The sequence below is a fragment of the Paenibacillus sp. FSL M8-0142 genome (assembly GCF_038597315.1).
In the GTDB taxonomy this organism is placed as follows: domain Bacteria; phylum Bacillota; class Bacilli; order Paenibacillales; family Paenibacillaceae; genus Paenibacillus_AQ; species Paenibacillus_AQ lactis.
This window is the reverse complement of the sequence record NZ_CP152008.1, coordinates 1,952,154-1,967,182: the sequence shown is the minus strand read 5'-3', so window position 1 is coordinate 1,967,182 and position 15,029 is coordinate 1,952,154. Positions and strand designations below refer to the sequence as shown.

Genomic DNA, 15,029 nt, shown 5'->3' with positions numbered 1-15,029 from the left:
AATGAATATGGTGAGTATGTTATTACATCCGTTTATGTAATTTTGCTGCTTCTGCAAAAATGGCACAGGGGACTTTCAATGGATCTTGCTAACAGAAACATAGACACAGAAAGAAAATAAGCCTGGCTGCAAACCAGTCTGAACATCATAGGCATATTTATATCATGTTATATAATTGGTATGTGTTAAAGGAAGGCTACCAAATGAGCGAATGTTTGACGGAAAGGGGGATCTGTAGAAGTTTTAATTAAGCGAGACACTAAACAAGTTTAAGTCTGGGGGCTTAAGAAATGCGGAATCGGAATTATTTATAATGCTGGCCATAATTCTTGAATTAAGGATCTATCACATGAAATATGGAATAACGTGCATCACATAAGATTAGGATTGAAAAGGGGTGACTTCAACAATCGAAGCCCCCCTTTTAACTTCCGTTATGAGGATACTTGTATGCCGCGCACCATGTGTCCGACCCTCTAGAGCAATCGCTAGATAACTTGCTACTTGCCCTGATCGCGGGCAGGACCGGTGGATTCCCCGGGGATGAGCTGTGCAGGAAGCTTGATTTTGTTCGCGACCGTTTCCTGCTCCATGATCGCCAGCACGTTTTCTACGGCCAGCTTGCCCATCTCCTCCTCGCTTTGTCGCATATGCGTGAAGGCATACCCTTCTCCGATGCGGAATTGCGGGCTGTCAAAGCAAATAATCGAAATATCTTCCGGGATGCTGAGTCCAAGGCGGGTTACCGCTTCTTTCGCCAGCAGAGCGATATAGTATTCGATGGCAAAAATAGCCGTAATCGCCGGCTGCTCCTGCAGATGCTTCATAATTCTCCCGATATCCCGCTCGATGTTCTCGTCGTTGAACGAGTTGGGCAGCGTGGAGGTCAGATCGCAAATCCACAAGCTCCGGTCTGCGGCCACGCCGCGGCCGGCATGGGCTTGGACGAAGCCCTCAATCCGATCCTCCACCGCAGACGTATCCACCGGAGGCGGGGACAATAGGGCAATATGGGTATGCCCCAGATCGAACAGATGCTCCGCCGCCTCCGTTGCCGCCTTCGTGTTGTCGGTGCTGATCGACGCCGCGGCCACTCCCTTGATCTCACGGTCGATCAGGACAAGCGGGAATCGCTCGATCACCAGCTTAAGGATCTCGGCATTAAAGAACTCCCCTTGCGCGGGAAACACGATCAGTCCGTCCACCCCAAGCTGCAGCAGCTTGCGGATCGTGTCCTCCTCGTTCTCCTGAACGCCGAATGTCCGCCGCAGCACCAGAAAGCAATCCCGTTCGCGCGCGGCATCCTCCATCCCGTAGATCAGCCGGGTGCCGTAGCTGCCGGCAAAATCGGTCAGCACAACGCCGATCAGCTTCACGGCCTGCTCCTGGCCATGCCCGTTTACTCCCCGGCTTCCGTCCTGCCGCCCGGGCGCTGCCGCCTCCTGCATGCCTGTCTCCGGATCGGCGACAAACGAGCCGCGCCCCGGCTTCCGCACAATCATCCCTTCGGCTGCCAGCAGCTCCATCGCCTTTTTGCTGGTAATCCGGCTCACATTGTACGCTTCAGCCAGCTCCTTCTCCGAAGGAATCCGGTCCCCGGGTCTATAGCTATTGGACATAATTTGGTGCTTCACATCATCGAATATCTTCTCGTACATCGGTTTGGACGAGGTCGTTTCATTCATGACAATCCTCCCGTGTTTCCTCCAAAAGAAATTGATATATGTTATAATATATCATGATATATTATCGTTGTCGAATCGTTGCGAGCAGCCAGCCGTATCTCCCATGTTAGTGAAAACGGGGCGACAAGGAGTCAATCTTCCAGGAACATCGTGTGAAAAAAAGAGGGCCGTGACTTGGCTGAACCTTGTCACAGACCCTCTCGTTAATTCCCTGCTGAAGCCCCCGAGCTGTGGCGCTTATGCTCACTCTGGTCGAGCCTTAACTTCATCACACTCCGCTGGCATGGTTATCAGCAACTTCATAATCGAACCAGTCAAACGCCGCAGGCGTGGTTCCATTCTCACCGTGTGCATACATCGCAATAATGACGCCTGTAAAGCCGCCGGCAACTTCTGTCGAAAGCAAATGGCTCTCGCCTGATCCCATATCGATGACATCGGACGCGTTCTGCTCAATGGAGAAACTGAAGATCTCGGGCTTTGCGTCAATCCTGAATACGACAGGTCCCTCTGAGCATCGCCGGGTCTGCTCTGAACGGAGCGAGCCTACTGTTCGTCTGAAGACGACGGATTTCTCCCCGTTAATCAACTTTACAGCAAGATCGTAATGATACCTTTCGTTCATAAACACCGTTAATCCTGCTTCCTCCCCCTCGTACGCAGGCTCAAAGTCCAGTTCGGCAGAGATATGGCTGGAAAAATGGCTTAGCCGTCGCCCGACAAACGCCGGGGAGCCTGCATCGTTTAAAGAGGATGCGTTGCCCCGAAGCACCAGAGAGCCCGGACGCTCGCGCAGCGACCAGCTTCCTTGTTTAGGATTGCGCAAGAAGATCCAGTCCAGGCCCAGCGCATTACTATCAAAATCATCCCGGATCGGCTTTCCTGGCCACCGGCATTCCGGCAATTGCGGACGTTCCATCGTCTCTTCAACCCGCCCCTCGATGCCGATGCTCGGCCAGCCGTCGTCCGCCCAGGTTACAGGAGCCAAGAAAACCTCCCTGCCAAGATGATGGCGCATCGGGTATGAAACAGGCCTGATCCCCAAGAAAACGGCCCACCACGTGCCATCCTGAGCCTGTACCAAATCCGCGTGTCCGGTCGCGTGTATGCTGCTTCTCCGGCTTCGATGGGACAGGATGGGATTACGGGGACATGGCTCAAACGGTCCGTAAGGATGATGGCTGCGCGAAATCGTAACCATATGACCATACTCGGTTCCGCCCTCGGCAATCATTAAGTAATACAGGCCATTTATTTTATATAAGTGCGGGGCTTCCGGGCTGGCTCCCCCCGTTCCTCTCCAGATTAAGCGGGTCTCCGTTAATTTCCTGCCGCTTGAAATGTCAATTTCACATTGGTAGATTCCCTCTCCCTCGTCGCCTAAACAGGCTGTCTGAAAATACACGCGGCCATCGTCGTCAAACAAAAGCGAAGGGTCTATGCCCTGCTGGGCGACGGGGACCGGATCAGACCACGGACCGGCTGGGTCCTTGCTTGTGACTATAAAATTGCCGACTCCGTTAACATTGGTGGTTGTCATGTAAAACCAGCCCTCATGGTAACGAAGGGTCGGCGCATAAATGCCTCCGGAAGTCGAAGCATTCGCAAGCGGCAGCTGCTCTGCCGATGTCAGGCAATGCCCGATTTGATGCCAGTTTACCAGATCCCTGCTATGAAAAACAGGAACGCCTGGAAAATATCCAAATGTGCTCGTGACCAAGTAATAATCTTCGCCAACGCGGCAGATGCTCGGATCAGGATAAAAGCCGGGTATAATCGGGTTGTTGAATTTCACGAAAGAAAACACTCCTCTGCATGCCATATTTATGTCTAGACACAATTGCCAAATCACTCGGCATAAAAAAGAGGCAGCGAATGGCCTGCCCCTGTATATCAAACGGATCAGTTATTCCACAGCTTCACCCGGTCACGGACCAGCTCCGAATATTCCCGCTCCATTTTTTCCGCCCCGGCGTTGTTCAAATCTTGGATGAACTGATCGTAAAGCGTATCGAACTGGGACGGGTCCGCAAGGATGATCTCCGGGATCCGTTTGCGAACAATCTCTTCAACCCGCTTGTAGGTGATCGTAATATTGGAGTCAACCGGCGGGGAAATGAGATATGCCGCTCCCCACGGCTTCTGCGGAAATTCCTCCGATTTCGGCCAGAGATCCTTCCACATTTCCGCACCATAGGCTTTCAGCGTTTCTTTGGCGGATGGCGTATAGTTGGCCTTAATTTGTTCCGGGAAATTGGTCGTATAATAATTGCCGGTCGAATCCATCACGCCGTCGCCGTAACGCGGGAACAAACTGTTGTATAATCCAATTCCACTCTCTTTGGTAAAGTTGGCATTATCGTTAACTTTACGGTCCTGCACGTCTTCCGGGATCACGCGCTTGCCATCCACAACTTGGTAGTGCTCTCCTTCAATCCCCCAGTTCATCAAAACTTGCCCTTCCTCGGAAGCCAGATAATCGAGGAACTTGATGATTCGCACCGGATCCTTCGCGGATGTTGTGATCCCTACGCCCCAGCCAGCCGCATAACCTGCATCCTGGAACGAAGCATCCTTGGTCGTCTCATCCAATTGGATCGGGAATCTTGCATAGGTGCGATTCTCTTTGCCGGCCGTTCTCAGCGCATTCGTCGGGTTTCCAAATCCCCAATCGGCGTCAATGACGCCAAGGACGCGGCCCGAGGCGATTTTCGCTTCGTATTGGTCCGTCTTCTGAACGAACGTTTCTTTATCCAGCAGGCCCGTGGCGTTGAGATGATTCAGCCAGCGGAAATACTCCTTATCCTCCGGGCGTCTGTAGTGCAACTTCGCCTCATACGTTTCCGGATCAATATAATACTCCCCATCCCCAGACAACCCCGTAGCAATGACGGCTGCATCCGTGACGGAGATCATGAACCGCCAGCCGTCTGCATTGAGTGTGAGCGGAATCGTCGGTTGACCGTCGATCGTCGGGTGTTTCTCATAATAATCCTCCAACGCCTTCTCAAAATCCTTTACGGTCTTAATTTCCGGATAACCGAGCTCTTTCAGCACTTCATGCTGAATATGAAAGTTTCCTCCGGCATCCAGCTGCTGATGATCCACGGCATTCAGTGTCGGAAGGACATAAATCGACTCATCCTCATTGTTCCACTTCAAACGGTTCATGTAATCCCCATAGAGCTTTCTCAGGTTCGGTGCATGTTCCTCGATCAAATCCGTAAGGTCGATAAAAGCGCCCGAATCAACAAACAGATTCGCATCGCCTTTAGCGAAAACGAGATCCGGATATTCACCGCTCGCTACCATCAACGGCAGCTTCTGATTGGAGCCGTCGACCGCGAATTCGGCCTGGATCGTGACACCGGTCTTCTCCGTCAGCTTCTTGCCGACGGCATCCTGCATATTGGCCCAGTTGGCATTCGAATCCGCGCTGAAATAAGTGATTGTAATCGGTTCCAAAACATCTCCTTCGCTGCCTTCCCCGCTGCTCGCGGACGTTGCGCCATTGCCTTCATTACCGCTGCTGCATGCAGCTAGACTAAATGCGGCAAGCATGATCATTACAAGAAATAGTGACAGTCTCTTCTTGTGTTTCATGGATTTACCCCCATTCCAAATATCTTAGCGATCAGGTCATACTCGGCTCCCGCTTCTCAAGTCTTTCTAGGTATGAACCGTTCAGAGCTTCACTTCACGAAATCTATTATAGTGATAGCAATGTCCTCAATCCTTGATTTTAGAGTCCAAAAATAGCATGATAAGGACATCATAAAATGCAAGACCTGAGTGGGAGGGAGGGAAATCAAATGCGAAGCGTTCCCCTGAATTGGTTTACAGACGATGAGGAGTTTAAGTTTTTTATTCAGTACGGCAAGCATGAAGAGGATATGTATGTGCATCAGCATGTTGATTTCTCCGAGCTTGTGATCGTTTTACACGGCAATGCCACCCATATCGTCAACTCCGAGGAATCGTTCATCAAGAAAGGGGACGTATTTGTCATTAACGGCGAAACCTCCCATGGATATAAAGACCCCCATGAGTTTCGTATCTGCAACATCATGTATAAACCCGAGATGCTGGAATCGGCCGGTCCTGACTTCAAAAGATCGAACGGGTATCAGGCGCTGTTCGTTCTGGAACCGTATTACCGCAATATCAACCACGCCTTGAGCAAGATGAGCCTATCAATCTCAAGCCTGGAATACGTAGCATCCGTCGTTGACTTCATGATTGAGGAATACACGAACAAGCAGCAGGGCTACCAGACCATCCTGCGTTCGCGTTTTATGGAGCTCGTCGTCCAATTGTCCAGGCAGTATGAGAACCAGGAGCGTCAAGGGGTCCAACATCATCTGATGCATTTGGCCAAGGCCATTTCCTTTATGGAGGATAACTATTTGCAGCCAATTTCACGCGAAGAAATTGCGGCCAAATCGAATATTTCCGTCAGGCATTTGAACCGGATTTTCCAATCCTATTACAAAACGACCCCTTCCGCCTATCTCCTGCAGCTTCGCTTGGAGCATGCGTGCCGGCTGTTGAAGTCGACCAACCTTCCCATTTCGGAAGTGTCTTATCAGAGCGGATTTAATGACAGCAATTATTTTACTCGTCAGTTCACAAAGGTAATTGGCCTATCGCCAAAAGTATATCGAAAGAGGAGATAAGTGCTATGAGCATCGCCTGGCAGAACACCGTCTATATCCACCCGCCGCATGCGGAATTCTTCCTGGACAATGGCATGGGCCCTGTTACCAAACCGATTATCCAGGGGTACTGTAACGATTGATGACAAAGAAGCCGGAGCATGTTCCTTCCTGCTCTAGCTTCTGTTTTTGCTGCCATACGCACAGCTGGTTAAACTAAGATTCGGCTTATGCAGGTCCAAGTTGGGTCATACTGAGAATATACACTAAATGAATCATTCAGGAGTTCTGCCATAATCCCTGCAGGGAAGAATTGAATAAACGGCGAACTGCAGTACAATATAGATGTAGTATTTTTTTGGAAAAGCTATAAGAATTGAAAGCACTGCTTAAATTGATCATGAATAAAAGGGAGAGATGTATCATGTATGCAACCATCGAACAATTTCTGAACGATTGGAAACAGGAAGCTGATCTTACTCTGCAGGTGCTGGACAAGCTGACAGACGACTCATTGAGCCAGGCGGTGTCAGAGGCACAGCCGCGAACGCTCGGCGAAATCGCATGGCATATCACCCAGAGCATCAGCGTATTCTTTAATCAAATCGGGCTGGAGCAGGAGATCCCGGCAGCCGAGGGAAGCTCCGCGGCGGCCATCGCCCAAGCTTACCGCCGTACCAACGAATCGTCCATTGCGGAATTCCGCACGAAATGGGAGGGTCAGGAGGACAAGCTGCAGGAGCCTGTTAAGCTGTTTGGCTTCATCGACACCACCAATGCCGGCATATTGGACAAAATGGTGCGTCACCAGATCCACCATCGCGGCCAGCTCACGATCCTGATGCGTCAAGCCGGACTGGCAGCGCCGGGCGTGTATGGACCGAATGAGGAAGAGACCGCAGCGATGAAAGCGGCAAGAGGGCAGTCTTAAGTTTTGTCGCTGTGGCAGGAGCAGTGCTCACTGCTTCGCTGTTTTAAACGGATTGCTATATTAACGCTGGAAACAAGGAGGGCTGCCTTGAGGCAACCCTCCTTGTTGCTGCTGCAGGGGGCATGGAATATTCCGGTGGGGAAAAGTTAAGACTTTCGGTGTATTATCACTTGCTTCTGTACTGCTATTTACTGCAAAACTGCGAATCACACAAAAGAAAACCAACAGCTTTTTTATAAAAGCTATTAGCTGGATACTGGAATAATAAGCGCAGGATTGCCGCTGTTACGAGTTGCAGCTGTTCCTCCGGTCGAGCGCAAAACGCTCTATCGAAGCTCAATTCTCAATCACATGAATCTTCTTCCGCTCAGTTTCCAATTCGTATACCTTACTGCTGCCGTCTCCATGATGAAGTCTAATTTCAGTGGCTGCCGAGATCTCGTATACGCCCGGATTGTTAAACCGATAAGTATGCTTCTCTACTATTACCTCTTTCATATCTATAGTCCGTACAATTCCGACATCCGTTCTAGTTATCGTATTTATGGACTTCCCCGTACTGTCTCGAATGATATAGTAAAACACTGGATCTCCAGTAGTAATTTCAAGCATTTCATCCGCTGTATTTTTAATTTCCGCATCCATCGTAAAAGACTCGTTAACCCCCACTTGCTCCGGAACAAAAACATCAACCGCAACCGGATACTGCTCTGCTTCTGCCGTAGATGAAGGAATGGTCTCTGCCTTATCAGCCAGGGATCGTTCGGATTCAACAGACTGACAACCGAGTATAAACAACAGGAAGATCATAGCGAACTTTTTCAAGATTAAACACCTCCTAATCACACTGACGTAATAAGAGGTGGTTTTGTTTTCAAATGGAATATAAAAAACAGATATTTGTTATAGTTTGGGTAATCCCTTCGAAGAAGCTGACAAGAGCCTGCCCGGAAGGCAGACTCTTGGATCAGATTTATGGATTCTGAGATTTACTCGATAGGATGCTCTCCGCAATCGATACGAGCGCTTCTTTCGTCAGAGGACTTGTCTTATAGGTAGAAATCTCGTATTCCAGCCCTTTTTCCGTGTCCTCCCATGTTAACTTCGTGGAATAAAGAGCGTTCGAGTTTGTAGCGTATAGAGCATCGACCCCTTCTATGCTCAGCCTTTCAAACTTCTCGCCTTTCCCCGGCACCCGTGTAATTTCGGTAATGAACGGGTATACTTTTTTGGCACTGATGCGGATAACATCTGAATCTTTCGAGAATAAAAGCGCCGCTCCCCCTGCTTCGCTCCATTTTACTTTTTTCGCGTAATATTTCTTCCCTTTCGCCTCAGCCTTGAGTTCCTTTAGCAAATCTTGATACGGTTCGCTATAAGAATCGTAGTATGGAGGGACGATATCGCCGGATTGAAAAGCATACCCTTCCGGAAGCCATTCCGGCTGCTGTAAAGCCGGGGCTTTGTATTTAGACACCAGCTTCAAATAATCATCGTAATCCGTGCTGGTTATGGAGTAAAAGCTAAATGAAAGCGTATTGTCAGTCCCATCATACATAACGGTTAACTCGCCCGGCTTCTTCGCTTTAGAGTGTATGGCCAACGCTTCTTTTTTTTGCTGCTCGAGACGCTCCTTACTCGAAGCGGGCTGGGCTTTGGATGCTTTCTGCGGTGCGGCGGCAGCACCCGCCGTATAACCGCTCGCCGAGCTCAGCGCAAGCAGGAAGCTTGCGGCGACAATAATCGTTTTTTTCGTCAGATTCATGGGTAAATCTCCTTTCGGCCCAAACAGGCACATGGTTTATTTCGGGATATTTGCAAAACCCTTACTTGTATAACACCTTTACCGCCTGAAAAGGGACACTTTGGAATAATGTTATTCGACCATGCTTGCTGCGGTCCGGATGAATTCGGACTTGGACAGAGTGCTGCCCTGATTGTCGAAAACGCTATAAATGACCTCATTCTCCTCATCCAGCCACTCCAATTTATGTTTATAGAAAACTTCATCTACCGATGCAGCCGTCGACGCCTCCATATATACCATCTCTTGCCCGCCTTCCGTCACCTTCTCGACGGATACGCCCTTGTGATTCCTGAATACGACCGAGGAGGGTTGTTTTTTTCGTACGAAGGCGGTGATATAGATCGTATCCTCCCCGTTGGTATAGCTGACATTCGCACTGCCCGCTTTATTCCAAGCCAACATTTTGATGAACAATTTGGTGTCGCTGAGGGAGGATTCCGCCATCCGGATAAATTCCGGCTCCAGCTTTTTCAGATGATCAAGACTGGCCTCCCCTTCCGTAATACTCGGAAATAACTTCCCTGCCGCAAAGCTGTATCCTTTAGGCAAATATCGGGGCTCAGGAAGCAGCGGCCCGGCCGTGATTTCAAGCTGCTTCTTCAATTCCGCATAAGTTTTGTACACAATCGGTTGATATACGGTCTGAACCCTATTGCCTGTATCGTAAGCATTCAGCGTTTCGTCATGGACATAATAAGCCGCCAGCTCTCCTGGTTTGAGCTGCTCCAGGACATGCTCTTTGTACGCAGACCGCATTTCCATATATGTCTTGGCATGCGGCGTATACTTATCTTCTCGAATTTCCTTCGTTTGAACGACCACTTCCCCTTTGGAGTTCAAAATTTGCACATACCGGGAAGCCGCGTAGCCGGTTAAGGAGGTCAGCACAAGAATAAGACAGGTAATTGTAACGACAGCTCCAGTCCGGTGCCGAACCTTGTGTTTGCCGCTGCGCCGCTCATGAATCTCCTGAACCCGTTCCATCACGTTTAGGCGTACATCGATGGGGTCCGGCTCCCCCCGAATGAGAAGCCCCTTGATCGTTTCATCTTGAAGTGTAGCTTTGGCCTTGCGCATAACCTGCTCCTCCCTTCTGCTCCATCAGCTTCTGCAGCTTCAGCTTCAACCGGCCGTATTTTTTCTTGACCGCTCCCTCACTCTTCCCCGAAATTTCTCCTATCTCGGCAAAAGACTTCTCTTCAAGCGCTCGCAAGATCAGCAAGCTGCGCTCCTCCGCATTTAACGAGGTGATGGCGGAAGCCAGCGGTTCCCCGAATAAGCGTCCGGTCATCGTTTGCTCTGCGCTTTCGGTTATCGTATCCTGCCGGAACCAACGCTGGAACTTACGCTGAACGCTACGCTTACGGAGTAAATTCAGACAATGGTAATGCGCGATTCTGTATAACCAGGATGAAAAGCTGCCGGTCGGCTCGTACCCTTCTATTTTTTCAAACGCTCTGATCAAAATGTCCTGCACTGCATCCTCCGCCTCCTGCCGGTTCCCCAACATCCGGGTGCAGTACCGGTACAGCGGAGCCTGGAATGCTTCCACGATATGTACATACTTTTGAATTTCGCCCGCTTGGACTTCCATTACGTATTTTTCCGCAGACTCCATGAAGCCGCCTCCTTCCTACTATAAAACACTTCAGCGGCAGCAAAAGGGACACTTTTTCCCGCTTTCGTTATTTCATGTACGATGCTTCCAATAGACGCCCCATAGGGAAGCCATGCGGACAAACGCGATGACCGCTTAACCGCGCAAAAAAAGAGACGGCCCTCCTAACGCATGGCCGCCCCTTCTTCATCCTTTGATGTAACTATGCTTTGGCCCAAAACCGAAATCCTTCTTCTTCCAATTTAGTTCGGAATATGGATTTCGTCAACAAATTAGCTATCTTCGTTGATTCCCATCTCAGAATTAGCTAATATATCAATAAATTAGCTAATTCGAGGTGAAATGTATGCGAGTGCCTTCCACCGATATGCAAAACCATTTCGGAAAATATCTAAAGTTTGCCGAGGCGGGCGAGGAAATCATCGTGACGAAGAACGGCAGAGATGTTGCCAAATTAACAACCTATACCGACGCAAATGAGCTTGTACTAAGGGAGGGAGCTGCGAGGTATACGGCTGACAACGACAGAGTCACCTACGAGGAGTTTCTGGAGCTGACCGAAGGCTCGGAACAGCGCTACGAGCTGATCGACGGGATCGTCTATAACCTGGCCTCCCCTTCGTACAAACACCAACACGCGGTCAATGAACTGCACGGCACCTTTTACAACTGGTTTAAAGGAAAACCCTGCACTCCCCTGACTTCTCCATTCGATATTACGTTAGAGAAGGAGAAGACAAACATCTGTGTCGTGCAGCCGGATCTGGTCGTCATTTGCGACAAAGACCAAATCGATGAGAAGGGAAAATATATGGGTACACCCGACCTCGTCATCGAGGTGCTCTCCCCGTCCACGCGAAGCAAGGATATGATCCCGAAGCTTGATCTCTATCGGCAATGCGGCGTGAAGGAGTATTGGATCGTCGATCCAATGAAAGCTCTAGCCACGGTGTATTCCTTGTTAGACGGAGAGATCGCGGATGTGAGCTATTACGCGGGGGCCCATGATCCGTTTGTGGAATCCGCACTTTACCAGGGCTTAAAGGTTTCAACGCAAGATTTATTTGCGTGAGCCTTGCATATAAAAAAAGCAGGGGCCCCTTCGGCCACCTGCTTCCTAGCTTATGAAACCGCCGCTACACTGCGATAAAAGATTGGTGCTGAGGCGGTAAGCGAAAACGCCGGTTATTGCCGCCATATTCGCAGATCTGTACAAAAGGGACCGGCTTCCCCTTAAGATCAGTTAACTGCTCGGTTAACTAACTTTCGGAATCAGGCATTACCTCCTGCTGATTACTTGGATAAATCTTGCATGAGGGCGTTTTGGTCTTTCGGCTGCGCCTCAAACCATTTCAGGAAAGCTTCGGCAACCACCGCACCCGCAAGCCCGTTCGGATGCGGATCATCGGAAGAGCTCATATACTTCGGCTCGATCCGATGCTCCTCCGGAGCCGGGCAGGACAGGATTTCCGCAATATCGAACACGGCGTCCACGCCTTCCGGAGGACGGGTGCGAATCACTTCATTGACGGTACGCCATACCTCTTCCCTGTCTCCGGTAAAGTTGAACGGAGCTACAGTGAAGAGGATGATCCGCGCTTTCGTCCCGTCCTCCCTCTGCTTTAACCGCCTTACGATCGCGGACAAATCATCCAGCAGTTCCCCGGAGCTTCTCGCTCCGATATCGATATCGTTGACGCCGAGCGCGATCGCAACAATATCCCCTTCCGCTGCCTTCGCTAGCCACGGGCCGTCTGCCGAAGCGTCATAGGCCCTCGCCCAACCGGAACCGATATTCCATACGCTGTATTCCGGCGAGAGACCTTCCGCGATACGGGACACCCAGTATTCGTAGCCGTCTTTAGCCGTTCTTACACCTTGGGTAATAGAATCGCCCAGGAAGATCATCCGCTGCTTGACCGGTTGGGCATACCCTATAAATGCAGGCATAACCAAACGGTTCTCTGCCGGCATGAATCCTGTTCCACGCTCGTCATCCGCCAGGTTCCCCTCAGCCTCATAAGCTGATACGAGCAGTCCCTCCGTATTGTACGGCACCGTTTTCCCAGGAGAGCGCGTCGTAATGGTCCACGTGAACGCCAGATCATGTCCATCGGGCAGTTCGAGCTGTACCGGATCGCTCCAAAACGTTTCGCCGGGAGCCACCTCCTTACCGGGCTTCCCGTCAAATGTAATCTGCACGCTGGTTCCTGGTACAAGCTGTCCATCCCGGCCCGTGCCGCCATCGGCAGCATAAGCCGCTTCAATGCGCCACGCTCCCCCCGGCATGCTCCCTTTTGCGACCGAGCCAACATCCCAAGTAGAATCGACCGAGTTGCTATGCCAAAATCTCAGCTCCAGCTGCCCGGACTCTCTCGGTTTCATATAGGTTCGATATGTACGTGTACTTCCATCCCCTTGCTCCATAATAAAATTGGTTGCCGTTGATACTACCGTTAATGATGCATATCTTCCTCTCACAATGTCTCACCCTCAGCTTTATGATCTTGGGAATCTGCGGGAATCGTTTGCAGTTCCGCTTCTTGCTTAATCTATCGTCGGCCTCGTTCCCCACCGGCATCGACTGCTGATAATCGGCCGATGCTCATGGCCGCCAGTTGTCCTGTTATCCGGCCTAATGCTCATTGTAGATCAATCCGGTGGAATTGTGTTCATTTTTTTACGCATCATGATGCTAACAGCTTGCCCGGCGCCTCCTGGAACCCAGCAACCAGTTTAAGGCTTTTTTGGGAAGCAACACAAAAAAGCTCTTGAACTCCCACAAGGGAAATTCAAGAGCTTCTTCATGGTAAATAAGGTATGCGGTCGAGAGGACTCGAACCTCCACGGGGGTTAGCCCACACGGACCTGAACCGTGCGCGTCTGCCAATTCCGCCACGACCGCGTATCATGTTCTTCGCTATTCGGAGACAAGCTCTTATCAGCGGCGACAAGATATATAATATCACGGTAATAATAGGGAGTCAACACTTTTTTTAAACTTGATTAAACCATGGATGTTCGGTTAAAATAAGAACATAAGTTCGTATAATATATCCAATTTCTATATAAAGGCGGTGAAGTTAATGGCCATACCGGCTGTTACCTCAGAGGAGCGGGCGTTGATTAAGAGCTACCTGCTTCTGATGTTCATTCATAAGGTGTTTGAGCGGGATTGCCGAATCATTCAGGAGAGCGGTGTCTTCAAGACCCCGCAATTGTATGTGGAGGTGGTCGGCAACGGAGCGAAGCGGGCGGCCGTGCTTCTCCGTGAAGTGAAGCAGGAATTCGCGAAGCGGGCGATCAAGGTGTTCGACATCGGTCAGGGCAAGGAAGGAATCGAGGCGCGCTATGCGTGCAGGGGCTACATTGGATCGATCAACATTCTATGGCCCTCCTTTCGCGAGGAGATGATGGACCGCATGCGGGCCTACCTCAATCTGCCCACCTCGGAGGCGGAAGAAGGCGTCCTAACTCCCGCTGAGGCCGCCCCAGTCCGCTGAGCGGATTACCACTGGACTACACGGATGACCTTGCTTGATCTTAATGAATCGGGTCCCATCGGTGTCCACAACATAACAACAACCGTCTGCCCCGAAATCCATTCGGAACCGACGGTTGTTTCCTTAGAGGCTATTGCAGATGGTGCTGTACCCGGGTCAGACCCTGCGACAGGGCATGTCCTGCGCTTGCAGCCGAAGCGACCGCTACGGCCTCCATAATTTCAGCCTCCGTAGCCCCCTTCGAGCGAGCTTCCTCCATATGATAGAACGTGCACAGCTCATTGTTCGCGAACAAACCGATGCCAAGAGCAATCAGCTGCTTCGTCTTCTCGTCCAGCTCTCCCTCACGGAAGCACACGCCCGTGAAATGATGATAAGCCTCTGCCATCTCCGGCATGCTCTGCTTCAGATTGAGAATTTCATTCTTGTAAGCTGTTACTTTGTCATTGATCATGTCCAAGCGTCTAATCACACCTTTTCTGAATAATCATGCGTCCAGCTTAAGATGTCCGACGTTCGGCTGATCTATGCCTTATGCCCTGCCTATTGCCTGCTTATCATCTGCTTATCCTCTGCCCTATGGTTCAATCGGGCTTACCCGCGGCTCGCTCTTGAGCTGGTAGCTGTAATTCCGGTCCAGCTTCACAACGCGCCGATTTCTCCGGCGGATAATGACATGCTGGGGATCCCATGCCACGACGAAGCCGATAATATCATTGCTCTCGAGGCCGTCCCGGACAACCCGAACAAGGTCGCCGGACAAGCGAAGCTCGTCCAGCCGTTCATCGCTAATCATAGTCGATCATTCCCTCCCTTAGAATAGGATGCGC

Annotated in this window: 14 protein-coding genes and 1 tRNA gene; 4 read left to right on the top strand and 11 right to left on the bottom strand. The window is 50.5% G+C overall.

Features of this window, described 5'->3' with window-relative positions; translation table 11 throughout:
• Positions 1-500: 500 nt before the first annotated feature.
• The 3 genes from NSQ46_RS09250 to NSQ46_RS09240 form a co-directional block, all read right to left on the bottom strand.
• Complete coding sequence (locus NSQ46_RS09250; RefSeq protein ID WP_213614627.1) at positions 501-1,685, bottom strand: GntR family transcriptional regulator; 1,185 nt, start codon at positions 1,683-1,685, stop codon at positions 501-503.
• Between the two features lie 268 nt (positions 1,686-1,953).
• Complete coding sequence (locus tag NSQ46_RS09245; RefSeq protein ID WP_342576670.1) at positions 1,954-3,480, bottom strand: glycoside hydrolase family 43 protein; 1,527 nt, start codon at positions 3,478-3,480, stop codon at positions 1,954-1,956.
• Positions 3,481-3,587: 107 nt separating this feature from the next.
• Complete coding sequence (locus tag NSQ46_RS09240) at positions 3,588-5,288, bottom strand: ABC transporter substrate-binding protein (protein WP_342576669.1); 1,701 nt, start codon at positions 5,286-5,288, stop codon at positions 3,588-3,590.
• Positions 5,289-5,497: 209 nt separating this feature from the next.
• Between NSQ46_RS09240 and NSQ46_RS09235 the strand changes: the two genes are divergently transcribed.
• Positions 5,498-6,361, top strand: coding sequence for an AraC family transcriptional regulator (locus tag NSQ46_RS09235; protein ID WP_028406322.1), 864 nt, complete (start codon positions 5,498-5,500; stop codon positions 6,359-6,361).
• Between the two features lie 403 nt (positions 6,362-6,764).
• Positions 6,765-7,271, top strand: a complete 507-nt coding sequence (locus NSQ46_RS09230; RefSeq protein WP_034273939.1) for a DinB family protein — start codon at positions 6,765-6,767, stop codon at positions 7,269-7,271.
• A 336-nt stretch (positions 7,272-7,607) separates the two neighbouring features.
• On the opposite strand, the gene NSQ46_RS09225 is transcribed toward NSQ46_RS09230, so the two are convergent.
• From NSQ46_RS09225 to NSQ46_RS09210, 4 genes are all read right to left on the bottom strand, one after another.
• A complete protein-coding gene (locus NSQ46_RS09225) occupies positions 7,608-8,096 on the bottom strand; it encodes a hypothetical protein (RefSeq protein WP_342576668.1) in 489 nt (162 codons plus the stop codon).
• Between the two features lie 148 nt (positions 8,097-8,244).
• On the bottom strand, positions 8,245-9,036 hold the full coding sequence (locus NSQ46_RS09220) for a hypothetical protein (RefSeq protein WP_341032733.1): 792 nt from the start codon (positions 9,034-9,036) through the stop codon (positions 8,245-8,247).
• A 111-nt stretch (positions 9,037-9,147) separates the two neighbouring features.
• Entirely contained in the window at positions 9,148-10,155 is a 1,008-nt protein-coding gene (locus tag NSQ46_RS09215) for a DUF4367 domain-containing protein (protein WP_342576667.1), read from the bottom strand.
• Positions 10,124-10,696, bottom strand: a complete 573-nt coding sequence (locus NSQ46_RS09210) for an RNA polymerase sigma factor (protein ID WP_342576666.1) — start codon at positions 10,694-10,696, stop codon at positions 10,124-10,126. Before NSQ46_RS09210 ends, NSQ46_RS09215 begins: the two co-directional genes overlap by 32 nt.
• 346 nt (positions 10,697-11,042) lie before the next feature.
• On the opposite strand from NSQ46_RS09210, the gene NSQ46_RS09205 reads away from it, so the two are divergent.
• Positions 11,043-11,768 (top strand): type II toxin-antitoxin system prevent-host-death family antitoxin, encoded by a 726-nt coding sequence (locus NSQ46_RS09205; RefSeq protein ID WP_342576665.1) that lies wholly within the window; start codon positions 11,043-11,045, stop codon positions 11,766-11,768.
• A gap of 221 nt (positions 11,769-11,989) precedes the next feature.
• On the opposite strand, the gene NSQ46_RS09200 is transcribed toward NSQ46_RS09205, so the two are convergent.
• Both NSQ46_RS09200 and NSQ46_RS09195 read right to left on the bottom strand, forming a co-directional pair.
• On the bottom strand, positions 11,990-13,177 hold the full coding sequence (locus tag NSQ46_RS09200) for an SGNH/GDSL hydrolase family protein (protein ID WP_342576664.1): 1,188 nt from the start codon (positions 13,175-13,177) through the stop codon (positions 11,990-11,992).
• A 340-nt stretch (positions 13,178-13,517) separates the two neighbouring features.
• Positions 13,518-13,601: transfer RNA gene (locus NSQ46_RS09195), tRNA-Leu, on the bottom strand.
• Between the two features lie 181 nt (positions 13,602-13,782).
• On the opposite strand from NSQ46_RS09195, the gene NSQ46_RS09190 reads away from it, so the two are divergent.
• Positions 13,783-14,199, top strand: a complete 417-nt coding sequence (locus tag NSQ46_RS09190) for a hypothetical protein (protein ID WP_028405202.1) — start codon at positions 13,783-13,785, stop codon at positions 14,197-14,199.
• Between the two features lie 130 nt (positions 14,200-14,329).
• Here NSQ46_RS09190 and NSQ46_RS09185 read toward each other — a convergent pair whose 3' ends face one another.
• Entirely contained in the window at positions 14,330-14,659 is a 330-nt protein-coding gene (locus NSQ46_RS09185) for a carboxymuconolactone decarboxylase family protein (RefSeq protein ID WP_028405201.1), read from the bottom strand.
• 117 nt (positions 14,660-14,776) lie between these two features.
• Positions 14,777-14,995 (bottom strand): hypothetical protein, encoded by a 219-nt coding sequence (locus NSQ46_RS09180; protein ID WP_007127734.1) that lies wholly within the window; start codon positions 14,993-14,995, stop codon positions 14,777-14,779.
• Between the last annotated feature and the right edge of the window lie 34 nt (positions 14,996-15,029).

Bases quoted from the DNA above. Each gene is read 5' to 3' on its own strand.
- NSQ46_RS09250 (WP_213614627.1), bottom strand. From the start codon at position 1,685: ATGAATGAAACGACCTCGTCCAAACCGATGTACGAGAAGATATTCGAT.
- NSQ46_RS09215 (WP_342576667.1), bottom strand. From the start codon at position 10,155: ATGCGCAAGGCCAAAGCTACACTTCAAGATGAAACGATCAAGGGGCTT.
- NSQ46_RS09235 (WP_028406322.1), top strand. From the start codon at position 5,498: ATGCGAAGCGTTCCCCTGAATTGGTTTACAGACGATGAGGAGTTTAAG.
- NSQ46_RS09190 (WP_028405202.1), top strand. From the start codon at position 13,783: ATGGCCATACCGGCTGTTACCTCAGAGGAGCGGGCGTTGATTAAGAGC.
- NSQ46_RS09210 (WP_342576666.1), bottom strand. From the start codon at position 10,696: ATGGAGTCTGCGGAAAAATACGTAATGGAAGTCCAAGCGGGCGAAATT.
- NSQ46_RS09240 (WP_342576669.1), bottom strand. From the start codon at position 5,288: ATGAAACACAAGAAGAGACTGTCACTATTTCTTGTAATGATCATGCTT.
- NSQ46_RS09220 (WP_341032733.1), bottom strand. From the start codon at position 9,036: ATGAATCTGACGAAAAAAACGATTATTGTCGCCGCAAGCTTCCTGCTT.
- NSQ46_RS09230 (WP_034273939.1), top strand. From the start codon at position 6,765: ATGTATGCAACCATCGAACAATTTCTGAACGATTGGAAACAGGAAGCT.
- NSQ46_RS09180 (WP_007127734.1), bottom strand. From the start codon at position 14,995: ATGATTAGCGATGAACGGCTGGACGAGCTTCGCTTGTCCGGCGACCTT.
- NSQ46_RS09205 (WP_342576665.1), top strand. From the start codon at position 11,043: ATGCGAGTGCCTTCCACCGATATGCAAAACCATTTCGGAAAATATCTA.